The organism is Sphingopyxis sp. 550A (genome assembly GCF_053569535.1).
Genome location: NZ_CM131615.1, coordinates 3,292,051 through 3,313,987 on the forward strand (window position 1 = coordinate 3,292,051; position 21,937 = coordinate 3,313,987).

A 21,937-nucleotide genomic window follows, 5' to 3' on the forward strand; every position below is an offset into this window, starting at 1 on the left:
TCATAAAAGCCGGCTAAGCCCGCGCGCATGAAACCGATCCGCAAAGCCGTCTTTCCCGTCGCCGGCCTCGGCACCCGCTTCCTTCCCGCCACCAAGGCGATCCCGAAGGAGATGCTGCCGGTGGTCGACCGGCCGCTGATCCAATATGCCGTCGACGAAGCGCGCGAGGCGGGGATCGAGCAGATGATCTTCGTCACCGGGCGCGGCAAGAGCGCGATCGAGGATCATTTCGACATCGCCTTCGAGCTCGAAAAGACGATGTCGGAGCGCGGCAAGGATCTGTCGGTGCTCGCCCCGACGCGGCTCGGCCCCGGCAATTGCGCCTATGTCCGCCAGCAGGAGCCGATGGGGCTCGGCCATGCCATATGGTGCGCGCGCGACATCGTCGGCGACGAGCCTTTCGCCATCTTCCTCCCCGACGAATTCATGCACGGTTCGCCGGGCTGCATGAAACAGATGGTCGATGCCTATGCCCGCGTCGGCGGCAATCTGATTTCGGTGCTCGAGGTGCCGCGCGAGCAAGTCTCCAGCTATGGCGTTATTGCGCCGGGCAAGGCCGACGGCGCGCTGACCGAGGTCACCGGCCTCGTCGAAAAGCCTCCCGTCGACAAGGCACCGTCGAATCTGATCATCTCGGGCCGCTACATCCTCCAGCCGGAGGTGATGCGCGTGCTCGAACATCAGGAAAAGGGTGCGGGCGGCGAGATCCAGCTCACCGATGCGATGGCGGCGATGATCAACCAGCAGCCGTTCCACGCGGTAACCTTCGACGGCGCGCGCTACGACTGCGGATCCAAAGCCGGCTATATTCAGGCCAATCTGGCGGTTGCACTCGAACGGTCCGACATGGCGGACGAGGTCCGCGCCTTCGCAATCGACCTTCTGAAATAGAACCGGCGGAGCGACGCTCCGCCGGTCCGCCCCCTTATTCGCCCTCGATATTGGGCTTGGGAAAGCTGTCGGCGCCCAGCGTCTTGTAGAGCCAGCCACCGACGGCCCCGCCGATCAGCGGCGCCACCCAGAAGAGCCAGAGCTGCTGGAACGCGAGACCGCCGACGACGAGCGCCGGACCGGTGCTGCGCGCCGGGTTGACCGAGGTGTTGGTGACCGGGATCGAGATGAGGTGGATCAGCGTCAGCGCGAGGCCGATCGCGATCGGCGCAAAGCCCGCGGGCGCGCGCCCGTCGGTCGACCCCATGATGATCCACACGAAGAAGGCGGTCAGCACCATCTCGATGATCAGCGCCGACCAGACATCATAATGGCCGGGCGACCCGTCACCGAAGCCGTTCGCCGCCAGCCCCTTCGCGATGTCGTAGCTCGGGCTGCCCTGCGCGACATAATAGAGCAGGAAGGCCGCGACGATCGCGCCGAGCACCTGCGCGACGACATAGAGCGGGATATCGCGCGCCGCGAAACGCCCGCCTGCCCACAGGCCGACCGTCACCGCCGGATTGAGGTGGCAGCCCGAAATATGGCCGATCGCATAGGCCATGGTGAGCACCGTCAAGCCGAAGGCCAGCGCGACGCCGAGAAAGCCGATACCAAGGTCGGGAAAACCGGCCGCGAGAACCGCGCTGCCGCAACCGCCGAAGACGAGCCAGAATGTGCCGATGAACTCGGCCAGACCCTTTTGCATGTTCGTCATAGGACCCTCCTGCCGCCCGGCGGGCATGACGCCGCCGGCGCGCACGGACCCTAGCACAGCCGAAAGGGTCGGCAAGTCTTTGTAAACCATATGTCCCGTGGCGGGATTCATCGGATAGCAGCCATGCGATCAGCCGTCCCGACCGCCGCCTCCTTCCATCGCAATATTCTGTTCAGCCGGGCGCGCCTATGCGACAAGACGGTACCGGTGAGGAGAAGAATATGCGGGCCCTGATCATCGCGGCGCTGGCCGCTCCTGCGCTCGCGGGTTGCGTGAGCACCGTCAAGTCGGTCGTCACCGCGCCGGTCAAGGCCGTCGGGCAAGTCGCCGACTGGTCGACGACGAGCCAGGACGAAGCCGACCGCAACCGCGGCCGCGCGATGCGCGCGCGCGAGGAAAGGCTGGGCAAGCTGACGCGCCAGCGCGACAAGGCGGCGGAGAAGTGCCGCAGCGGTCAGGAAAATCAATGCCAGCGCGCCGAGGTGCTCGACCACGAGATCGAAGCGGTGATGGCCGAACAGATTTAATGCCCATTCGTCATTGCGAGCGAAGCGAAGCAATCCAGGGCGGTTTACGCCACTCTGGATTGCTTCGCTTCGCTCGCAATGACGACTCTCTCATGTGTGCCCTGATCAGCGCACCCGCCGCCCCGTCCACACGACCCGGCCGACCAGCCGCACCGCCGTCATCGGCAGATCGTCCCAGCTCCGATATTGCGGGTTGTCGCTGATCACCGAAATCCGTCCCGGCCCCGGCGCACGCGCGACGCGCTTCACCATCAGCACATCGTCCATACGCAGGACATAGATGCCGTCACGCAGCCGCGCCGCGGCATCGCCGCCGTCGACCAATATATCGTCGCCATCGTTCAGCGTCGGCGCCATCGAATCGCCCTCGACCCGAATGATGCTGAGCGCGCGCGGATCGGCGCCGAGATCGCGCAGCCATTTGGGATCGAAGGCGACCTGCCCCTCGACGGGTTCGCCGTCGATGCTGGCGCCCGGCCCCGCCGATGCGCCGATCGCGAGCTTGGGCACCAGCACCATGTCGCCCCCGCGCGGCCGGGCGGGCGTGGCGACGCGCCGCTCGGGCCCGCCGAGCAGGGCTTCGGACACGCCGAGATAGGCGGCGATGCGCGCGCGATCCTCCTCGGCCAGCCGCCGCGGCGTGCCACGCTTGATATATTGCTGGATATAGGCGGGATTGCGCCCGATGCGCGCCGATAGCTGGGCATAGTCGATGCCTCTCTCGGTCAGGAGCCGGTCGAGTGCCGCGCGGGGATCGAGGTCGAATATGGTCAAGCGAGTGATCCTTCCTATTTCATCCATAGCGATAGGAATTTTCCTAGACAAGTAGGAAATCACCTATCAAATAGGAAATATCCTATTGATCGAGTCGTCCGATCTTGGGGACAAAGGAGGATGGAATGGAGCGCAGCCTGCTGCAACGGATCGAGCGTTTTCTCAGCGAATCGCGCATGCCGCCGAGCGTTTTCGGCCGGGCCGCGGCCCATGATCCGCGGCTGGTCAGCGATTTGCGCGGCGGCCGCGAACCGGGCCGCCGGCTGATCTGTCGAGTGGAACATTTCATGAACAAATGGCGCGCCGATCGTCACGCGGGTCAGGTCGCGCCGTGCGGCGACCGCCGCCGCGCGGGAGAGCGCCGATGATGCGCTGGTCGCCCTCCGCCCCGGCCCGGCCCGGTTGCCCGCACCGCCGCCTGGCCCGGCTGCTCGCCATCGAACTGGGCAGCGGCGTCACGATCGGCGCATCGACGCTGCGTCCCTGGGCCAGCGCCAATTTCATCGGCGCGCGCCACCTCTTTCCCTGCACGGGAGACCGGCCGACGAAAGCGCTTCAGGACAGGCTGACGACGGCCGAATGGCGGCTACCCGGCCATATCGTCGCCGACGTCGCAGTTGATCCCGGCGAAGGCACGGCCTTCACCATCGAGATATTGACCGTCGAGGATTAGGGTCAGCCCGCCTGACGGTTCATCCGCTGAAGCGTGCTGAGCGCCGCCTCGAGCGCAAAGTCGATTTCGCCTTCGCTGTCGGCATCGGGTACCGCTCCCGGCACTGGAATGGCCGGCACCGCGACCGCTTCGGGGCGGCGGCGCGCGAGCCCCGCCTCGAAGCGCGCGACCATCGCGCCGAGCGAATTATCGGCAGGGTCGGGCAGGACGGGGCCGGCGCGGTCGACCGGTTGCAGCCATGGTTCGGCGCCGGGTTCATCGATCTCGATCGGTGCGAGATCGGCGAGAATCAGTTCGTCCTCTTGGACTTCATCGAGAACCCCGGGGACCGGTTCAGGGACGGCGTCTTCACCGGGCGCACCAATCGGCCCCAGCCCCTGCGCCGGAAGGTCGCGGCCGGCGCGGATCGGCGGACGCGGCGGGTCGTCGGGGTGCAGGTCGGCGCGGCGGCGGCGAACCGGCGCCTCGCCGTCGGCATCGTCATCCACGACCTCGTTCCGCCGCAACCGCCGTCCGAGTGCGGCGAGCCCCGATTGCTCGGGCTCGGCGATGAGCAGCGCGATGAAGGCCGCGATCAAGGCGGCGACGGCCGCCATGCCGAACGCCAGCATGAGCCGCGCGGCATTGCCGACGGGCGGCACGAAGAAATCGGACAGACGATCGAGGTAGAGGTTCCAGCTGATTCCCGCGACCCAGGCCATCGGCATCACCGCGGCGAACAAAAAGGTCAGCGCGGCGGCGCCAATCACTGCGGGTACGGCCGGGCCCAGCGCGCGCAGCACCGCAAGGGTCCGGCTGGTTTTCGGCGCTTCGTTCTCGTCGTCCATATCGTTCCCGAATCTCGTCACGCGGCGGCGCTGAGCAGGCGGTGGTAAACCGGCTCGTAACGCAAAATGTTTGACGACCAGTTACGATGCGTCTCGACGAAGATACGCGCCGTCCGCCGTCTTTCGTCCCACAGGTCGCGCCGTTCGAGCAGGTCCGACAGCGCCACGGCGATCGCCGCCGGATCGTCGGGCGCGAACAGCGTCCCCGTCACCCCATCCTCGATCAGTTCGCGGTGCCCGCCGACGTCGGACGCGGCGACGAGCTTGCCCTGCGCCATCGCCTCGAGCGGTTTCAGCGGCGTGACGAGATCGGTGAGCCGCATCTTCTTGCGCGGATAGGCGAGGATGTCGATCAGCGAATAGTAAAGCTCGACCGCTTCGTGCGGAACGCGGCCGACGAAATGGATCCGGTCGGCTACCGGCGACGCGGCCGCCTGCACCTTCAGCGCCGCCTCCATCGGCCCCCCGCCGACAAGCAGCAGCCGCGCACCCGGCTGCGCGGCGACGAGCGCGGGCATCGCGGCGATCAGATCGTCGATCCCCTCATAGTCATAGAAGCTGCCGATGAAGCCGATCACCGCGTCGCTCGCGGCGATACCGAGCGTCGCCGCCAGCCCCTGCTCGCGCGGCAGCGGGCTGCCGAACAGGTCGAGGTCGACGCCGTTGGGCGACACGATGATCTTTTCCGGGTCGACGCCCCGAGCGATCAGGTCGCCGCGCAGCCCTTCGCAGATCACCGCGACCGCATCCGCCGACTTGACCGCATGGCTTTCAAGCATCCGCGTCAGCCGATAGCGCGCGCTTCCCTCGCGCCCGGTGCCGTTGCCGACCGCCGCATCCTCCCAGAAAGCGCGGATTTCATAGAGGACCGGAATGCCGAGCCGCTTGCCCGCGCGCAGCGCCGCGAGACCGTCGAGCACCGGCGAATGCGCGTGGAGCAGGTCCGGCTTCCAGTCCCGCGCCAGCGCTTCGGTGCGCGCCGCCAGCGCCGCGATCTCGCGCCATTCGCGGATCGGCGAGCGGACGGGCGCGATCGGCGGCGTGCGATAAAAGGTCAGCCCGTCGACGGTCTCGACATCCGCGCCGGGGTTCGGATGCCGCACCCCGGTGACCCCCGCGACCTCCCAGCCCTTCGCGATCTGCGCCTTCATCAGCGCGCGCGTGCGAAAGGTGTAGCCGCTGTGCGCGGGCAGGCTATGATCGAGGACGTGAAGAATGCGGGGCATATGGGTCATGGGGTCAGTGCTTTGACATATAAGCCTTAACGCGGCGTCAACCCCAATAGCATAGGGCCCATACCGATATGGTCGATAATTTCTCCATTGGCTTGACGCACGTCCTGATCGCGATCGCGCTGTGGCGCCTGCTGCATCGCGACGACCTCGATCACGAGGTGAGTCCGCGCCGGCTGTGGCAACAGCGCCGCGATGCAGAGACCGAGGCCGAAGCCGCGGCGATGGAGACGCGCGGCGATGCGTGACATTGCCTTCGTCGCCTTTCTCTTTGCCTTCATCGGGCTCGGCTTTCGCAAGCCGTTCCTGTTCGTCCTCTGCTTCTGCTACATCGACATCGTCGCGCCGCAGCGGCTGAGCTATTTCCTCATCAACTCCATCCCGATCTCGCTGATCGTCTTCGGGCTCGCGATGGCGGGCTGGCTCGTCGTCGACGACAAGCGCGACACACGGTGGTCGGGACGGCAATTCCTGCTGATCGTGCTACTTTTCTATTGCTGGATGACGACGATCAGTGCCGACTTCCCGGTCGAGGCGGCGGAGAAGTGGAGCTGGGTCTGGAAAGCCCTCGTCTGGGCGATCTTCCTGCCCTTGACGCTGCGCACCAAGCTTCGCATCGAGGCCCTGATCCTGATCATGCTGCTGTCGGCCGCCGCCATCGCGATCGCGGGCGGGATCAAGACGCTCGCGGGCGGCGGCGGCTATGGTCAGCTTCAGTTGCTGCTCCCCGAGAATTTCGGCCTTTACGAAGGGTCGATCATGTCGGCGGTCGGCATCGCGATCATCCCGCTGATCCTCTGGTATCGCCGGCATGGCACGATCTTCCCGCCCGACTGGCGCGTCTCGGCCTTCTGCTTCGCGCTCGTCTTTGCGTGCGCGCTGCTGCCGATCGGCACGCAGGCGCGCACCGGACTCGTTTGCCTCGTCATTCTCGCGATTCTGTCGCTGCGCGCGGTTCAGCACCGCTTTCTCTATATCGCGGGCGCCGCCTTGCTGACCGTCACCGCCGTCCCCTTCCTGCCGCAAAGCTTCACCGCGCGGATGGAAACGATCCGCGATCACCAGGCGGACGAATCGGCATCGACACGCGTCGCGGTATGGGCGTGGACATGGGAATATGCGAAGGACCACCCCTTCGGCGGCGGCTTCGCGGCCTATATCCAGAATCATATCCGCGTCAAAAAGGCGCCGGGCACCTATGACCCGAACAGGCCGCTGGCCGACGAACCGTCGGTCTATGAGGATCAGTCGCGCGCCTATCATTCCAGCTATTTCGAGATGCTGGGCGAACAGGGTTATCCGGGGCTCGCGCTCTGGCTTCTGATCCACGGCATCAGCATCGTGCAGCTCGAACGGCTGCGGCGGCGCTATGGCAAGACGCGCCGCGCCGAGGAGCAGTGGATTGCCCCGCTCGCGACCGCGCTCCAGCACGGCCATATCACCTATATGATCGCTTCGCTGTTCGTCGGCATCGCCTTCCAGCCCTTCATCTACATGATGCTCGCGCTCGAAATGGGTCTGTCGACCTATGTCCGGCGGCGCGAGAAGGAAGCGGGATGGCGCCCGCTGATCGCGCGTCCGGCCCGGGTTCCCGCACGGCCCAGCCTTCCCGGGACGCCCTGATACGGGAACCATCGGCGGCCCCGGCGCGCTATTACCGCATGTCCGCCGCGCGCCTGATCCATGTCGACGATAGTCTGCCGGGACAGCATCTCTTTCAATATGAGGATGACGGCACGCTCTGCGCGGTCGCGCGCAAGGCCTATGTCCATCCCGCCATGCTCGCGGCGCAGGAACGCGGCGATTTTGTCGCGGCCGCGGGTCCGCTGCCGCGCGCGACCAGATATCTTTCGCGTTACGAACGCGGCTTTCTATCCTATCTCGAACGCGCGCCCGGCGCGGCAGCGTTGCTTCGTTCCGCCTGATCCGCCAAGAGGATGATGTGACCCTTACGCTTCTCGCCGCCGCCCAGACCGCTGCCACGCAACCCGCTGCCGCAGGGCCGGCCGCCACAGCGGCCGATCCGCTGGGCGACCTGCGCCACTATTGGGACGCCAGCGTTGCCTGGGTGAACAGCCACTGGCTGCAGATCGGCATCGCAATCGGCGTCGGGCTGGTCATCTACGCGCTGCTGACGATGGCCCGGCGCTTCGCGCTCAAGCTTGCGCAGTCGGCCGATGCCGACATGAGCTTCACGCACATCGCCGGGCGCGTCCTGCACAAGACCAAGTCGACGGTGCTCGCGATCGTCGCGATCCGCCTCGTTGCGGGCTATGCGCAGCCGCCGGCGGTGATCCTGCAGCTCATCCAGTTCGTCTTCACGATCGCGGTCGTGATGCAGGTCGCGATCTGGGCGCGCGAGATCGTGCTCGGCCTGATCCAGCGTCGCGCCGCCGACGGACATAATGAAACGCTCAGCAACGCGATGGGGATCATCCGGCTGCTGATCAGCGTCGCGCTGTTCGCGATCGCTGCGATCGTCATCCTCGACAATATGGGGGTCAACGTCACCGGGCTGGTCGCGGGCCTCGGCATCGGCGGCATCGCGATCGGCCTCGCCGCGCAAGGCATCTTCTCCGACCTCTTCGCTTCGCTGTCGATCATCTTCGACCGGCCGTTCCGGGTCGGCGAGACGATCAAATATGATACGAGCACCGCGACGGTCGAGCGCATCGGCCTCAAGAGCACCCGGCTGCGCTCGGTGAACGGCGAGCTTCTGGTCATCTCCAACACCAATCTGCTCAGCAAGGAGATCACCAATTTCGCGCATCTCCACCGGCGGCGGGTGAGCTTCGTCCTCAACATCATCTATCAGACGAGCCCCGACATGCTTCGCGCGCTTCCCGCATTGCTGGAAGAACAGGTGAAGGCGGCAGGGCATGAGTTCATCCGATCGAGCTTCGTGACCTTCAGCGCGTCGAGCCTCGACTTCGAACTTTTGTTCGACGTGTTCAGCGATCAATATGACGAGGTGGCGGCGGCGCGCACCGATGTCGCGATCCGCCTGTTCGAAGCGCTCTCGGCCGCCGGATACGACTTCGCCTATCCGACCCAGACGACCTTCACCGCCGCGCCCGACGGCACGATGATCATGCCCTATCCCGAGTCCCCGAAGCCCCGGGCAAGCGCCGCGAAGCCCGCCAAGCCGGACTGACGTTACGGCACCGTAGCGCAAAGTCCTTCGCTCTTGTGCAATGCGGCAAGACGGGCCTAGAACGCGCCCCGAACCAACAATCGAGGGGAATGCGAATGGCTACCATCACGCCGCAGGAACTGCAGACCAAGGTCGGCGAACATCTCGGCACGTCCGACTGGGTGCTCGTCGATCAGGAGATGATCAACAAGTTCGCCGATGCGACGGGCGACCACCAGTTCATCCATGTCGATGCGGAAAAGGCAAAGCTGACCCCGTTCGGCGGCACGATCGCCCACGGCTTCCTGACGCTGTCGCTGATCCCGATGCTCGGCGCGAGCACTGACGGGCCGAAGGTCGGCGGCGTCAAGATGGGCGTCAACTACGGCGGCAACAAGGTCCGCTTCCTCGCCCCCGTCCGTTCGGGCAAGCGCGTGCGCAGCCATGTCAAGCTGCTCGAGCTCGACGAGAAGCGCCCCGGTCAGTGGCAGCAGACCAACGAGATCAGCATCGAGATCGAGGGCGAGGACAAGCCCGCGCTGATCGCCGAATGGATTACGCAATTCTTCGTCTGAACGGAAATATCCGGCTGACCTCCCCCGAAAAGATAATCGGAACCAAGCAGAAGGACTCCTATCATGCGTGACGCCGTCATCGTTTCTACCGCCCGCACCCCGCTGACCAAAGCGGCGCGCGGCTCGTTCAACAACACCACTTCGCCGACGCTCGGCGCCTACTCGGTCGCCGCCGCGGTCGAGCGCGCCGGGGTCGAGGGGGGCCAGATCGACGACGTCATCTTCGGCGCCGCGATGCAGCAGGGGTCGCAGACCTCGAACGTCGCGCGGCTGATCGGCCTGCGCGCCGGCCTGCCCGTCACCGTCCCCGGCATGTCGATCGACCGCCAATGCTCGTCGGGTCTGATGACGATCGCGACCGCCGCGAAGCAGATCATCGTCGACCGCCAGGACATCGTCGTCGCGGGCGGCGTCGAAAGCATTTCGAAGGTCAGCGGCAGCGGCAAGGTCTTCTTCGAGGCCGACCAGGAACTTCTGGCGATGCACAAGGACATCTACATGCCGATGATCGGCACCGCGGAGGTCGTCGCGAAGCGCTACAACATCAGCCGCGAGGCGCAGGACGAATATTCGCTCCAGTCGCAGCAGCGCACCGCCGCCGCGCAGGCCGCGGGCAAGTTCGCCGACGAGATCGTCCCCTGCAAGGCGACGATGGCGGTCGTCGACAAGGAGACCAAGGAAGTCTCCTACAAGGAGGTCGTCGCCGACAAGGATGAGTGCAATCGCCCCGACACGACGCTCGAAGGGCTCGCCAGCCTCAAGCCGGTGATGGGCGAAGGCCACACGATCACCGCGGGCAACGCCAGCCAGCTCTCGGACGGCTCGTCGGCGTGCGTCGTAATGGAAGCCAAGCTCGCCGAGAAGCGCGGCCTGACCCCGCTCGGCCGCTATGTCGGCATGGCGGTCGCGGGCACCGAGCCCGACGAGATGGGCATCGGCCCGGTCTTCGCGATCCCGAAGCTGCTCGAACGCTTCGAGCTCAAGATGGACGACATCGGCCTCTGGGAACTCAATGAGGCGTTCGCGGTGCAGGTGCTCTATTGCCGCGACAAGCTCGGCATTCCGAACGAGCTGCTCAACGTCAACGGCGGCTCGATCTCGATCGGCCACCCCTTCGGCATGACCGGCGCGCGCTGCGTCGGCCACGCGCTGATCGAGGGCAAGCGCCGCGGCGTCAAATATGCCGTCGTCACCATGTGCATCGGCGGCGGCCAGGGCGCAGCGGGCCTGTTCGAGGTCTTCTGATTTGCGCCTGAACGCTCCGCGTATCGAGCCGGTCGACTTGGGCCGGCTCGATGCCGATCAGCGAGCCGCGCTCGAACCCTTCCTTGCCACCAATGGCGGCAAGGTGGGGGGCGGTCGGGTGCTCAACATCTTCCGCACCCTCGCGCACGCGCCCAAGGCGCTCACCGCTTTCCTGGGTTGGGGCGGTTATATATTGTCGCGGCGCAACGCGCTGTCGGAGCGCGACCGCGAACTCGTCATCCTGCGCACCGGCTACAACTGCCGCTCGGGCTACGAATGGACGCAGCACAAGCGCATCGGTCTGGGCTGCGACCTGTCCGAGGCCGAGATCGAGCGGATCAAGGTCGGCCCCGATGCGGAGGGCTGGAGCGACCTCGACCGCGCGATGCTGCGCGCGACCGACGAACTGACCGGGCAGCATTTCGTGACCGACGCGACCTGGGCCGCGCTCGCGCCGCTCGGTGACAAGGGCCGCATGGACCTCGTCTTCACTGTCGGCCAATACACCCAGGTTTCGATGATTTTGAACAGCTTCGGCATCCAGGTCGAAGAAGGCTGGGAGGTCGACCCCGACCTCAAGGCCTGAAAAGGGAGAATGGATATGAGTGCCATCGGCGTGATCGCGACGCTGCGCGTGCAGCCCGGCAAGGAAGCCGATTTCGAGGCGGCCTTCGCCGAACTCGCCGCCGCGGTGAATGCCGACGAACCCGGCAACAGCTTCTACCGCCTGTTCCGCACCGACGAGACCGGAACCTACAAGGTTCTCGAATGCTATGACGACGCCGCGGCGGTCGAGGCGCACCGCGCATCGACCCATTTCCGCGAGATCGGCGCCCGCTTCGGTCCCTGGCTCGCCGGTGCGCCCGATATCGAGCGCCTTGCCGCAGCCTGACCGTTCGCGCCTATTTCACCCGGTTGAACAGGTTCGTGCGCATTCCGGGCGTGCCGTCCTTGGTGAAAAAGACGACCGTTTCGGTCATCGTCTTTCCATCGGGCGACACCGTATAGGTGCGCATCGATCCCGGCACCCCGCCGAGCGCGAGCGCGGTGACCATCACATTCGGCTCGGGCATTCGCGTCGCGACGGTGTCGGCCTCCAGATTGCCCTCGACATGGACGGGTTTGCCGTCGGGCGCCCAGGTCGACTTCGCCCGGACCATCTTCCCGTCGGGCAGCGTCACGTCGACCAGCGTCCGCCATTGGCCCGCGCCCGCGTCGCTATAGGTGATCGTGACGCTCTTCGGCCGCGCCTCGGGCGGGATCGGCAGCTTCGCGACATCGACCGCCCAGGTGCCGATCAGCGGCGAAACCGCGGCATCCTCGGCCAGCGCAGGAACGACCTGCATCGCGCCGGCGATGAACAGGATGGGAAAGAGCGCTTTCATCGAACCTCTCCAAGTCATTTCATACCGTTGCCTTTTATCCGGCACTGTCCATCCGTCAATCGACGTCGGCAATCTCCCCCGCCCGGTCGCCGAGCAGATAGCGCGGCCCCGCGCCGCGTTGCGCCGCCTTGTCGCCGCGGTTGTAGAGACCGCATTTCTTGAGCGACAGGCAGCCGCAGCCGATGCACTGGTCGAGCAGTTCGCGCGTCCGCATCAGGCCCTCGATCCGCGCGTCTATGCGCGCGCGCAGCCCGGTGCTGATCCGCGTCCAGTCGGCGGCATTGGGCGTGCGCCCGGCCGGCAGCCCCGCGAGTTCGGCCGCGATCTCCTCGAGGCTGAGCCCCATCTGCTGCGCGATCAGGATGAAGGAGACGCGGCGGATGTCGGCGCGCAGGAACCGCCGCTGCCCGCCGCCCGAGCGCAGCGCCGCGAGCAGCCCCTTCGCTTCGTAAAAGCGGATCGCCGACACCGCGACCCCGGTGCGCGCCGCGAGTTCGCCGATCGCGATCAGGTCGGTGCGATGCATTGCCTTTCTCCTGTTCCGTCATTGTGAGCGAAACGAAGCAATGACGATTGCCTCTTGATCTAAACCTGACTTGAGCTTTCATAACGGCCGCGTCAATCCGAATCAGGAGCCTTTTCGTGACGCATCCCTTCATCGAGCATGTGAATCTCACCGTCAGCGATCCCGATCGCACCGCGGGCATCCTGTCGGCGATCTTCGGCTGGCACGAGCGCTGGCGCGGCCCGGCGCGCGATGGCGGCCGCACGATCCACCTCGGCAGCGATGCCGCCTATGTCGCGCTCTATACCGGCCCCGACGGCGAACATGCCGGCACGCGCTACCCGAAGGGCGAACCGCTCAACCATGTCGGGGTGCAGGTCGACGATCTCGACACGATCGAGATGCGCGTGAAGGCGGTTGGCCTCGTCCCGTTCAGCCACGGCGATTACGAGCCCGGCCGGCGCTTCTATTTCCTCGATCCCGACGGCATCGAATATGAAGTCGTCAGCTATTCGGAGCCGCGCCGGCGCTGAGCGGAGCAACATCCAGGCTGCCCGAGCGTTGATCGGGTATCGGGGGGACGACAAGGAGTCTCGACCGATGAGCGACGATATCAGGAAAGCCTTCTGGAAGCCGCTCGACGCCAGCCCCTATGTGATGGTCGGCATGACCGGCGAACGCGAGCACCATATCCCGATGAACGCGCAGCTCGACAAGGATGCGAACAGCGCCTGGTGGTTCTTCACCGCCACCGACAACCGGCTCGCCGCGGGCGGCCCGGCGATGGCGCAATTCGCGTCAAAGGGACATGACCTCTTCGCCTGCATTTCGGGCACGCTGCGCCGCGAGGAGGATCGCGCGGTGCTCGACCGGCTGTGGAACAACGGCATCGCCGCCTGGTATCCGGGCGGCAAAGGCAATCCCAAGCTCGTCCTGCTGCGCTTCGACCTCGAAGATGCCGAAATCTGGACCGCCGATCCGGGGATCAAGGGGCTGTTCAAGCTCGCCACCGGCATGACGATGAAAGGCGGCGACCTCGGCAAGCACGCCGAGGTGACGCTTTAGGACGCGTTCGCCGCCCGCTCGCGCGCCTCGATCGCGATGTCGATCAGCGCCGACAGCACGCGCCGCGCCGCGGCGATGTCGTCGGCGCTGACGCGCATCGCGAGCTTCGCGTCGACCGCATCGCGCGCCTTGCCTTGCACCGCCGCCGCATGCGCGCCGCGCTCGGTCAGCCGCAGCACGAACCGTCGCCGGTCCGCAGGATCGACCTGCCGCTCCAGATAGCCGCGCATCACCAGCGTATCGACAAGCTGTCCCGCCGCCTGCTTCGAGATGCGCAGATCCTGGATCAGCGCGCTCAGCGGCACATCCTCGGCCCCGAGCGCGAGGCCGCCGATCACATAGAGCCCATTGGCGGGAATATCGTCGAACCCCGCGCGGTCGAGCGCCCGGCGCATGGCGCCGCCATAGGTGGTGCGGGCGTGGCGCAGCAGCGCGGGCATGACGATGTCGTGGTGGCGGGGGGTGTTGGCGTCGATCATGGCACGCCTATATAGTCTATATTCAGGATAGTCAACATGTTTTACTATCCTGAATATAGACTATATAGGCGTGTTTTACCTTCCTTCCTGTTCCCCCGCGAAGGCGGGAGTCCATCTCCTGCCCCCTCGGGATTCAACCTGCGCTGCGGGAAAACGACGGCATGGGAGATGGACCCCCGCCTTCGCGGGGGAACAGCTATGAATTGGGGGCAGGACAATAGCCATTCGCGACTACACCGGCGGCGCGACCCGTCCTTCGCGAAACTCGAACCCGCCCTCGCGATCGCGCGCGAGCAGCGCGGGGCCGTCGAGATCGACCCAGCGCGCGCGCTGCGCGAGGACGAAGGCGGGCGCGATCGCCAGGCTGGTGCAGAGCATGCAACCGACCATGATCGACAGCCCCGCCGCGTCGGCGGCATCCGCAAGTCGCAACGCCTCGGTGAGCCCGCCGGCCTTGTCGAGCTTGATGTTCACCCCGTCGTAAAAAGGCCCGATGCGCGCGACATCGGCGGCGGTGTGGCAGCTTTCGTCGGCAACGAAGGGAAGCGGCGCATAGACCCCGTCGAGCAGCGCGTCGGACCCGACCGGCACCGGCTGTTCGATCATCTCGACCCCCATGTCGGCGAGCGCCTCGACCTCGCCGAGCAGATCGACCTGCCCCCAGCTTTCATTGGCGTCGACGATCAGCCGCGCGTTCGGCGCCCCCTTGCGCACTCCCGCGACGCGAAGCCGGTCGTCCTCGCCGGTCAGCTTGATCTTGAGCAGACGATAGCCGTCGGCTTCGGCGGTCGCGGCGGCTTCGGCCATCGCACCCGGCGTGCCGAGCGAAATGGTGAAAGCGGTGACGCGCGCGGTCGGCGCGCCATCGCACCCGGCAAGCTGCCAGAGCCGGAGGCCGCGCTGCTTCGCCTCCAGATCCCACAGCGCGCAGTCGAGCGCGTTGCGCGCCGCCCCCGGCGCCATGATCTCCTGAATCGCGCCGCGTGCCTCGGCGGCGCCCAATCCCGCGACAAGCGATGCCGCCTGCAGGATTTGGTCGCGACACCCCGCCGCATCCTCGCCCAGATAATAGACCGGCGTTCCCTCGCCGCGCCCGACAACGCCGCCCTCCTCGACTTCCGCGACGACGACATCGACATGCGTCTTCGCGCCGCGGCTGATCACGAACGCCCCCGCCACCGGCCAACGCTCGACGCGCACGCTTTTCAGGTGGATAGCCATGCGGGGAGGCTAGGCCAGATCGTCAGGACCGGCAAATCCCTTTCGGCCAAAGCGCTGCCCCTCCGGCATGGACCGGAACGATACGGCCGGTTTGGGGTGGGGAGCGGCCGTTTTAGGGCAACGCATGTTTCCCCTCCCGCAAGCGGGAGGGGCAGCGAGACTTACGAACTTTGTTCGTTAGTCGCAGCGGGGTGGGCAGATGCAACGTCGCTGCCCACCCCCAGCCCCTCCCGCCTGCGGGAGGGGAGAGGAGCGGCCGCAATCGGTCGAAAACCGCCGCCGCCTTACCCGCCGTGCGCGCGAATCCATGTCTCGACCACCGGTGCAATCTCGTCGCGCCATTTGCGGCCGTTGAAGATCCCGTAATGGCCGACCCCCTTCGCCATCAGATATTTCTTCTTGTCCGCGGGCAGCGCCTTGGCGAGCGTCAGCGCCGCCTTGGTCTGGCCGATCCCCGAAATGTCGTCGCGCTCGCCCTCGATCGCCAGAATCGCGATATCCTCGATCTTCGTCAGGTCGACCGGCTTGCCGCGATGGAGCATCTCGCCCTTGGGCAGCAGGTGGCGCTGGAACACGACATCGACCGTCTGGAGATAGAATTCGGCGGTCATGTCGCACACCGCGCGATATTCGTCATAGAATTCCTTGGTCTTGTCGGCGCTCTCGCCGTCGCCGTCGACCAGATGCTTGAACATCTCCCAATGGCTCATCATGTGATTGCCGAGGTTCATCGACATGAAACCGGCAAGCTGGAGGAATCCCGGATAGACGCGGCGCCCGGCGCCCGGATACCAGGCCGGGACGGTCGCGATGACATTCTCCTGAAACCAGGCATAGGGCCGCGTCGTCGCATGCTGGTTCACTGCGGTCGGCGCCTTGCGCGTATCGATCGGCCCGCCCATCATCGTCAGCGTCTTCGGCCGGCACTTGTGCTTCCCGGCCGCCATCACCGCGGCCGCGGCGAGGCTGGGCACCGACGGCTGGCACACCGCGAGCATATGCGCGTCCGGCCCGATATGCTCGAGCCACGCGATCAGATAGTCGACATAGTCGTCGAGGTCGAATTTGCCCGCCTCCAGCGGCACGTTGCGCGCGTCGCGCCAGTCGGTGATCCACACGTCATGGTCGGGCAGCATCCGCTCGACGGTGCCGCGCAGCAAGGTGGCATAATGGCCCGACATCGGCGCGACGATCAGCAGCTTCGGCTTCCCCGCGCTGCCGCGATGCTTGAAATGCTTGAGCTGGCCAAAGGGTTTGCGCGCCTCGATCGCTTCGGCGACGCGCACCGTCTCGCCGTCGACGACGGTCTCGTACAACTCGAACCCGGGCTTCCCGCGCGGCGCGGCGGCGTGCGCAAACACCTCGAGCGCCGAGGCGAACATCGGACTGCCGCCGAAATAGCCGAGCGGATTGGCGGGATGCTGAATCGCCTGCGCTCCGGCGGTCGCCAGCGCGCTGGCTCCCGCGAGCCAGCTCTTCTGCATGTCAAAGGCGTGATACAGCATGTTCGATGGGCCCCTTGCGTGTCGTCGGGCGCTCGTCCGGCACCCCGATTGCTGAGCAGTCTAGGCAATCATCGCCATTGTGCAATGCATCAAAAGCGTTGCAGTCTCGGTTCATCGATAATATTCTGGGACAGCAGGGCGCCGCTACGCCCTTTCGGAGTGCATATGTCTGAGATTGCGGGCAACCGCTAACATCCCGGCGAAAGGGATGATGCAAACGCCGCTGGCCGATGGGCCGGCGCGCCTTTTGTTGCTCGAAAATTCCGGACACTCCCATGAACATTTCGAAATCGGAACAGCGCATGCTGCACGTGCTGGCGCAGGGCGGCACGATTCGCCACCGGCGCGACGAAGACGGCCGGCTGATCGAGGCGCTCTGTTTCACGCGCGACGGCCATATCCTCGAAAGCGGCGGTCTCGCGCTCTTCCAGCGCCTCCGCCGCCGCGGCTTCATCGCCTCGCACGGCGGAGCGCCGTATCGGATCACGCAGGCGGGCCTGCGTGCGGTGCGAGCGCAGCTCGACAACCGCTAGCGATAGCCGGGGAGCGCGGGCCGGCACCCGCGCTCCCCCCTTTGCCTGTCTCCGCTTCAAAGCGCTTGAAGCAGGACATCATTTTGCGGCGTTGAGCGGCGTCGACGCGGCTGCTAGGGCGATCCGCGATGGCGACCAAATCAGACCAACCCGCCCCGGCCCGTCGCAAGCTGTCCAGCCTGCGCATGGTCTGGCACCATGCCAGCCGCTATCCGCTGCAATTGCTGATCGCGGCGGTGGCACTCGGCGTCGCCGCGCTCGCGACGCTCGCCATTCCCTATCAGTTCAAGGCGATGATCGATTCGGGCTTCGTCGCCGGCGGCGGCGATGTCGCCCCGCATTTCCGCGTCTTCTACGGCATCGTGCTGCTTCTCGCCGCCGCGACCGCGGTGCGTTTCTATTGCGTGAGCTGGCTCGGCGAGCGAACCGTCGCCGATATTCGCGAAGGGGTGCAGCGCAACCTGCTGCGCCTCGCGCCCGGCTTCTTCGAAGAAAATCGTCCGTCCGAAATCGCTTCGCGAATGACCGCCGACACCGCGATCATCGAACAGACCGTCGGCACCACCGTTTCGGTCGCGCTGCGCAACACGGTGATGGGGATCGGCGGGATCGTCTATCTCTTCTCGCTTTCGCCCCGGCTGACCGCGGGGATGCTGATCGGCATCCCGGTGATCATCATGCCGATCGTCATTCTCGGCCGCCGCCTCCAGAATGTCTCGCGGTCGAGCCAGGATCGCGTCGCCGACATCGGCGCAACCACCGCCGAGCAATTGGGCGCGATGAAGATCGTCCAGGCCTTCGGACAGGAAGGACGCGAAGCCGATCGCTTCACGGCCGCGGTCGAGGCCAATTTCGCGACCGCCAAACGCCGCATCCGCCTCCGCGCGATCATGACCGCGATCGTCATCGGGCTGCTTTTCGGCGCGATCACGACTTTGCTCTGGTATGGCGCCGCGGGAGTCGCGGCAGGCACGATCACCGGCGGCACGATCGCCGCCTTCGTCCTCACCGGCGGGCTCGTCGCGGGCGCGTTCGGCGCGCTCACCGAAGTCTATGGCGACCTGCTGCGCGCCGCGGGCGCGGCCGAGCGGCTCCACGAATTGCTCGTTGCCGAACCGACCATCGCCGCGCCGGCGAATCCGCGCGCCCTGCCGGAACCGGCGACCGGGACGCTCGAATTCGACCATGTCGAATTCCGCTACCCGACGCGCCCCGACGCACCCGCGCTGCACGATTTCTCGCTCGCGGTCCGCCCGCGCGAAACCGTCGCGATCGTCGGCCCCTCGGGCGCCGGCAAGTCGACGCTCTTCCAGCTTGCCGAGCGCTTCTATGATCCGCAGGCAGGGCAGATCCGGCTCGACGGCGTGCCGCTGACCGAGGCCGATCCCGCCGCCATCCGCGCCCGGATCGCGATGGTGCCGCAGGAAACGGTGATCTTCGCCGCCTCCGCGCGCGACAATCTGCGCTATGGCAATTGGGCCGCGAGCGACGACGAATTGTGGGACGCCGCGCGCGCCGCCAATGCCGAGGAATTCCTCCGCAAACTGCCCGATGGTCTCGACACCTTCATGGGTGAAGGCGGCGCCCGGCTATCGGGTGGCCAGCGCCAGCGCGTCGCCATCGCCCGCGCGCTGCTGCGCCGCGCGCCTTTGCTGCTGCTCGACGAAGCAACCTCGGCGCTCGACGCCGAATCCGAACGGCTGGTGCAGGACGCACTCGAGGCGCTGATGCACGACCGCACGACGATCGTCATCGCGCACCGCCTCGCGACCGTCCGCGCCGCCGACCGCATCGTCGTGATGGACGAAGGTCGCATCGTCGAGGAGGGGCGCCACGACGACCTCGTCGCCGCCGACGGCCTCTATGCCCGCCTCGCGCGCCTTCAGTTCCAGGACAATCTCGCCGCCGCCTGACCGCCATCCTTCAAAGGAAGCCCCCGATGCCCACGCTCCACGACCTCACCATCCCCGCCTATACCAACGGGTTGCGCGCGCTTTCGGGACAGCTCGTCAAGGCGCTCGACTGGGGCGAACAGAATGGCGTCGGCGAATTGCAGTTCATCGCCGCGCGCCTCGCGCCCGACATGTTTCCGCTCGCGGCGCAGGTCCGTTTCACCTGCGCGCAGGCGATCCAGACCGCAGTGCGTCTCGGCGCGGACAAGGCACCGGACTTAGGTGAAGACGCTGCCGATTTTCCGGGCCTTCAGGCGCAAATCGCCACGACGCTGGCGTGGCTCGATGCGATCGACCCCGCGACCCTCGACGGCGACGACGACCGCACTATCGGCTTCGATCTTCCGAACGGCATGGCGTTCGACATGACCGCCGCCACTTACGTACGCGATTGGGCGCAGCCGCAATTCTACTTCCACCTCGTCGCCGCCTATGCGGTGATGCGCCACATGGGCGTGCCGCTCGGCAAGGCCGACTATGTCAGCTACATGATGCAATATCTGCGCCCGGGAACCGCGCCGGCGGCGTAGAGCGCACCCGGGCAAGCATCTGATGGCAAAGATCGCAGAGCGATAACACAGCACAATGGGACGCCGTCGGCTCGCGATATTCTGCATCCTCGTCACCGCCTGTCATCAGCAGTCCCCCGAGAATGTGATAGCGGTCGTCGAAGAACCACAGGTGACGACGTCAAAGCCTTACGAGTGGCAGGCCTGCACGCCATCGGACATCGACCGTTTCGGTAACAAATGGTGGGGCAGCTTCAGCATCTGCCAGGGCGACGTTCGCGTCATCGTCGATGGATATTCGGCGCATAACAGTGCCGCCGGGCTGCACTACGAAATCTCGACGAAGAAATGCCCGACGGGCGCGAGCTTCGCCAATGTCGAAGACGACGCATTTTTCGAAAAATCCCTGGCGGACCAGACAAGGGATATCAAAGCGCGGATCACCCGTCTTCTGCGCGAACTGGACCCGCGATGCGGCGTTGCCCCCGACGTGCGCGGCCTTTTGGACGACGGGTTCGACCGCGAGTATCGCGACTTGGCCGATCACTATTGGCTCGGCGTCCCGAAGGCAAAGATACACGCCGACCGCGTCCGGAACCGCGGCGACAGATAGACACCACGGAACTGCCCCAGGAGCAGCCGAGCCCAACAGTTTAGATCAGGTCGCGGTAGCGGCTGATGCCCGGAAAGCTGATCTTGCTGCCGCCGTTGCGGCGGATCGCACCGATCGCCTCATCGACCCGCAGATAGCGCGCCCGCGCCTCTGGCTCGAACGTCAGCGTGGCCTTCGCGGGGCGGTCGGCCGCCGTCTTCACCAATTGGCCGAGCTGGGCAAGATCGACCGCCTCGCCGTTCCAGCGGATGATGTCGCTCGTGTCGATGGTGATGCGGTTTTCGTCGCGCACCTCGGCATGTCCTCCCTCGGGCAGCATCACGTCGACGCTGTGCGTCGGCGGCGGGATGGTGATGATGAACATCACCAGCATGACGAGCATCACGTCGATCAGCGGCGTCGTGTTGATATCGGGATCGCCATTGGGGTCGGCCCGGAAAATGCTGCGGTGGAACTGACTGCGTCTGCGCATCCTGTCGCTCCCTGTCGGGCGAAACGCGCGCACCTCCCGCGCTTGTTCCGCGCTGCCGATCGAGCCGACACCTCCAATCGCGCCACCCCGGTCGATAAAGTTATGATATAACGTTTTTCAAATATCGCAAATGGAAAGCGCGGCCGCAGCCTTCGCGACAGGAGTCGGGAGGCGGTGATGACGATTGGGCCATCGACCAAAAAAAGGGGCAAGGGGGCGACGACACGCCGCTCCGATAGCCGCCGACCAGCTATGCCGCGCGAGCAGGCTCTGCAGCCAGAAACGGCGTGACCACCGACAACGCCCGATCGATATAAAAGTCTTTCTCACCGACCGGCGCCACATAGTGCATCGCGTCCGTGGCATCCTCGACAGACGCACCTCGCGCAATCATCCACATGGCGAGATATTGAGAAGCGAGGCATCCGCCAGCGGTCGCCACATTGTCGTGCGCCACGAACGGAGCATCGATCACATTGACACCCGCCTCGATCACCCAAGGTTTGGTCGTCAGATCGGTGCAGGCCGGCAGTTCGCCGACCAGGCCGAGCCTGGCCAGGATCAAGGTGCCCGAGCACTGCGCCCCGATAAGTTGGCGAGACGGATCGAGATCGATCTGCGCGAGCAGTTCGGCATCCGCCGCGATATCCCGCGTCTTCACGCCGCTGCCGATCAGCACCGCATCCGCCTCGTTCGCAAATTCGAGGGGCTTTTGCCGCTGAACGATGACGCCGTTCATCGACGTGACTTCCCGGGTCGGCGAGGTGATGTGGGCGGTCCAGCCCTTGGCCTTCATCCGGTTCAGGATCGCGGCGGCAACGAAGCTGTCAAGCTCGTTGAAACCGTCGAACGTCAGAACCGCGATCTGCACTATACCCTCCTATGTCGGACAATCGGGAACGCGCCGTTACCGCAATTCACGATGCGATGCACGCTTTCGACTGCGAAACGGCCACCTATCCGTTCTCCACTCACAGCCGCCATCCCCAGGACTACGCGGATATCTCATTGCCCAAAAAGAAAGGGCGGCGCCTTGCGGCACCGCCCTCCTTTTTTTCGAACCC

Annotated in this window: 29 protein-coding genes; 18 read left to right on the forward strand and 11 right to left on the reverse strand. The window is 65.8% G+C overall.

Translation table 11 applies throughout. The features are described 5' to 3' along the window. The first annotated feature begins 27 nt into the window (after positions 1 to 27). The gene (gene galU, locus ACVENA_RS15860) at positions 28 to 891 is read left to right on the forward strand and encodes a UTP--glucose-1-phosphate uridylyltransferase GalU (protein ID WP_449326135.1); all 864 of its coding nucleotides are present in this window, start codon (positions 28 to 30) and stop codon (positions 889 to 891) included. A 34-nt stretch (positions 892 to 925) separates the two neighbouring features. Here the strand turns inward: galU and aqpZ are convergent, their stop codons facing one another. Next, positions 926 to 1,648 carry an aquaporin Z gene (gene aqpZ / locus ACVENA_RS15865; RefSeq protein WP_449326136.1) on the reverse strand — a complete coding sequence of 241 codons (723 nt, stop codon included), beginning with the start codon at positions 1,646 to 1,648 and terminating at the stop codon, positions 926 to 928. A gap of 221 nt (positions 1,649 to 1,869) precedes the next feature. Between aqpZ and ACVENA_RS15870 the strand changes: the two genes are divergently transcribed. Further along, positions 1,870 to 2,175 (forward strand): hypothetical protein, encoded by a 306-nt coding sequence (locus ACVENA_RS15870; protein ID WP_257544818.1) that lies wholly within the window; start codon positions 1,870 to 1,872, stop codon positions 2,173 to 2,175. A gap of 105 nt (positions 2,176 to 2,280) precedes the next feature. Here ACVENA_RS15870 and ACVENA_RS15875 read toward each other — a convergent pair whose 3' ends face one another. Further along, positions 2,281 to 2,949, reverse strand: coding sequence for a S24 family peptidase (locus tag ACVENA_RS15875; protein WP_257544820.1), 669 nt, complete (start codon positions 2,947 to 2,949; stop codon positions 2,281 to 2,283). 125 nt (positions 2,950 to 3,074) lie between these two features. On the opposite strand from ACVENA_RS15875, the gene ACVENA_RS15880 reads away from it, so the two are divergent. After that, positions 3,075 to 3,317, forward strand: a complete 243-nt coding sequence (locus ACVENA_RS15880; RefSeq protein WP_449326137.1) for a hypothetical protein — start codon at positions 3,075 to 3,077, stop codon at positions 3,315 to 3,317. Further along, positions 3,314 to 3,622: a hypothetical protein gene (locus tag ACVENA_RS15885; RefSeq protein WP_257544824.1), complete on the forward strand. Its 309-nt coding sequence runs from the start codon at positions 3,314 to 3,316 to the stop codon at positions 3,620 to 3,622. The genes ACVENA_RS15880 and ACVENA_RS15885 overlap by 4 nt, the downstream gene beginning before the upstream one ends. Positions 3,623 to 3,624: 2 nt before the next feature. Here the strand turns inward: ACVENA_RS15885 and ACVENA_RS15890 are convergent, their stop codons facing one another. Then, the gene (locus ACVENA_RS15890) at positions 3,625 to 4,449 is read right to left on the reverse strand and encodes a hypothetical protein (RefSeq protein ID WP_449326138.1); all 825 of its coding nucleotides are present in this window, start codon (positions 4,447 to 4,449) and stop codon (positions 3,625 to 3,627) included. Between the two features lie 17 nt (positions 4,450 to 4,466). Beyond that, positions 4,467 to 5,675, reverse strand: a complete 1,209-nt coding sequence (locus ACVENA_RS15895; RefSeq protein ID WP_449328957.1) for a TIGR04063 family PEP-CTERM/XrtA system glycosyltransferase — start codon at positions 5,673 to 5,675, stop codon at positions 4,467 to 4,469. 101 nt (positions 5,676 to 5,776) lie between these two features. Between ACVENA_RS15895 and ACVENA_RS15900 the strand changes: the two genes are divergently transcribed. The 8 genes from ACVENA_RS15900 (at position 5,777) to ACVENA_RS15935 (ending at position 11,526) form a co-directional block, all read left to right on the forward strand. Then, positions 5,777 to 5,929, forward strand: a complete 153-nt coding sequence (locus ACVENA_RS15900; protein WP_449326139.1) for a hypothetical protein — start codon at positions 5,777 to 5,779, stop codon at positions 5,927 to 5,929. After that, the gene (locus ACVENA_RS15905) at positions 5,922 to 7,304 is read left to right on the forward strand and encodes a putative O-glycosylation ligase, exosortase A system-associated (protein ID WP_449326140.1); all 1,383 of its coding nucleotides are present in this window, start codon (positions 5,922 to 5,924) and stop codon (positions 7,302 to 7,304) included. The genes ACVENA_RS15900 and ACVENA_RS15905 overlap by 8 nt, the downstream gene beginning before the upstream one ends. Before the next feature lie 38 nt (positions 7,305 to 7,342). Further along, positions 7,343 to 7,606 carry a hypothetical protein gene (locus ACVENA_RS15910; RefSeq protein ID WP_449326141.1) on the forward strand — a complete coding sequence of 88 codons (264 nt, stop codon included), beginning with the start codon at positions 7,343 to 7,345 and terminating at the stop codon, positions 7,604 to 7,606. 17 nt (positions 7,607 to 7,623) lie between these two features. Further along, a complete protein-coding gene (locus ACVENA_RS15915; protein WP_449326142.1) occupies positions 7,624 to 8,835 on the forward strand; it encodes a mechanosensitive ion channel family protein in 1,212 nt (403 codons plus the stop codon). Positions 8,836 to 8,930: 95 nt separating this feature from the next. Beyond that, positions 8,931 to 9,389 (forward strand): MaoC family dehydratase, encoded by a 459-nt coding sequence (locus ACVENA_RS15920; RefSeq protein WP_257544839.1) that lies wholly within the window; start codon positions 8,931 to 8,933, stop codon positions 9,387 to 9,389. 63 nt (positions 9,390 to 9,452) lie between these two features. After that, positions 9,453 to 10,634: an acetyl-CoA C-acyltransferase gene (locus ACVENA_RS15925; RefSeq protein WP_257544841.1), complete on the forward strand. Its 1,182-nt coding sequence runs from the start codon at positions 9,453 to 9,455 to the stop codon at positions 10,632 to 10,634. 1 nt (position 10,635) lies between these two features. Then, on the forward strand, positions 10,636 to 11,220 hold the full coding sequence (locus ACVENA_RS15930; protein ID WP_449326143.1) for a carboxymuconolactone decarboxylase family protein: 585 nt from the start codon (positions 10,636 to 10,638) through the stop codon (positions 11,218 to 11,220). Positions 11,221 to 11,235: 15 nt separating this feature from the next. Then, positions 11,236 to 11,526, forward strand: coding sequence for a putative quinol monooxygenase (locus ACVENA_RS15935; protein ID WP_449326144.1), 291 nt, complete (start codon positions 11,236 to 11,238; stop codon positions 11,524 to 11,526). A gap of 10 nt (positions 11,527 to 11,536) precedes the next feature. Here ACVENA_RS15935 and ACVENA_RS15940 read toward each other — a convergent pair whose 3' ends face one another. Continuing rightward, positions 11,537 to 12,019 carry a hypothetical protein gene (locus tag ACVENA_RS15940; protein WP_449326145.1) on the reverse strand — a complete coding sequence of 161 codons (483 nt, stop codon included), beginning with the start codon at positions 12,017 to 12,019 and terminating at the stop codon, positions 11,537 to 11,539. Between the two features lie 55 nt (positions 12,020 to 12,074). Further along, entirely contained in the window at positions 12,075 to 12,545 is a 471-nt protein-coding gene (gene soxR, locus ACVENA_RS15945; protein WP_449326146.1) for a redox-sensitive transcriptional activator SoxR, read from the reverse strand. A gap of 116 nt (positions 12,546 to 12,661) precedes the next feature. Between soxR and ACVENA_RS15950 the strand changes: the two genes are divergently transcribed. Further along, entirely contained in the window at positions 12,662 to 13,057 is a 396-nt protein-coding gene (locus ACVENA_RS15950; RefSeq protein ID WP_449326147.1) for a VOC family protein, read from the forward strand. 67 nt (positions 13,058 to 13,124) lie between these two features. Beyond that, positions 13,125 to 13,589, forward strand: a complete 465-nt coding sequence (locus ACVENA_RS15955) for a pyridoxamine 5'-phosphate oxidase family protein (RefSeq protein ID WP_449326148.1) — start codon at positions 13,125 to 13,127, stop codon at positions 13,587 to 13,589. On the opposite strand, the gene ACVENA_RS15960 is transcribed toward ACVENA_RS15955, so the two are convergent. From ACVENA_RS15960 to ACVENA_RS15970, 3 genes are all read right to left on the reverse strand, one after another. Next, a complete protein-coding gene (locus tag ACVENA_RS15960) occupies positions 13,586 to 14,068 on the reverse strand; it encodes a MarR family winged helix-turn-helix transcriptional regulator (protein ID WP_449326149.1) in 483 nt (160 codons plus the stop codon). The two genes, ACVENA_RS15955 and ACVENA_RS15960, sit on opposite strands and share 4 nt — an antisense overlap. Positions 14,069 to 14,299: 231 nt before the next feature. Beyond that, positions 14,300 to 15,289, reverse strand: a complete 990-nt coding sequence (locus ACVENA_RS15965; RefSeq protein ID WP_449326150.1) for a dipeptide epimerase — start codon at positions 15,287 to 15,289, stop codon at positions 14,300 to 14,302. A gap of 284 nt (positions 15,290 to 15,573) precedes the next feature. Further along, on the reverse strand, positions 15,574 to 16,794 hold the full coding sequence (locus ACVENA_RS15970) for a polyhydroxyalkanoate depolymerase (protein WP_449326151.1): 1,221 nt from the start codon (positions 16,792 to 16,794) through the stop codon (positions 15,574 to 15,576). 275 nt (positions 16,795 to 17,069) lie between these two features. Here ACVENA_RS15970 and ACVENA_RS15975 point away from each other — a divergent pair, with 275 nt between their 5' ends. The 4 genes from ACVENA_RS15975 (at position 17,070) to ACVENA_RS15990 (ending at position 20,401) form a co-directional block, all read left to right on the forward strand. Beyond that, the gene (locus ACVENA_RS15975) at positions 17,070 to 17,327 is read left to right on the forward strand and encodes a YjhX family toxin (RefSeq protein WP_449326152.1); all 258 of its coding nucleotides are present in this window, start codon (positions 17,070 to 17,072) and stop codon (positions 17,325 to 17,327) included. A 128-nt stretch (positions 17,328 to 17,455) separates the two neighbouring features. Beyond that, positions 17,456 to 19,240, forward strand: a complete 1,785-nt coding sequence (locus ACVENA_RS15980) for an ABC transporter transmembrane domain-containing protein (RefSeq protein WP_449326153.1) — start codon at positions 17,456 to 17,458, stop codon at positions 19,238 to 19,240. A 26-nt stretch (positions 19,241 to 19,266) separates the two neighbouring features. Further along, positions 19,267 to 19,809 carry a DUF1993 domain-containing protein gene (locus ACVENA_RS15985; RefSeq protein WP_449326154.1) on the forward strand — a complete coding sequence of 181 codons (543 nt, stop codon included), beginning with the start codon at positions 19,267 to 19,269 and terminating at the stop codon, positions 19,807 to 19,809. A 55-nt stretch (positions 19,810 to 19,864) separates the two neighbouring features. Next, a complete protein-coding gene (locus tag ACVENA_RS15990; RefSeq protein ID WP_449326155.1) occupies positions 19,865 to 20,401 on the forward strand; it encodes a hypothetical protein in 537 nt (178 codons plus the stop codon). A gap of 40 nt (positions 20,402 to 20,441) precedes the next feature. Here ACVENA_RS15990 and ACVENA_RS15995 read toward each other — a convergent pair whose 3' ends face one another. Continuing rightward, complete coding sequence (locus ACVENA_RS15995; protein ID WP_449326156.1) at positions 20,442 to 20,873, reverse strand: ExbD/TolR family protein; 432 nt, start codon at positions 20,871 to 20,873, stop codon at positions 20,442 to 20,444. 250 nt (positions 20,874 to 21,123) lie between these two features. Then, entirely contained in the window at positions 21,124 to 21,744 is a 621-nt protein-coding gene (locus ACVENA_RS16000) for a DJ-1/PfpI family protein (protein ID WP_449326157.1), read from the reverse strand. Positions 21,745 to 21,937 lie beyond the last annotated feature (193 nt).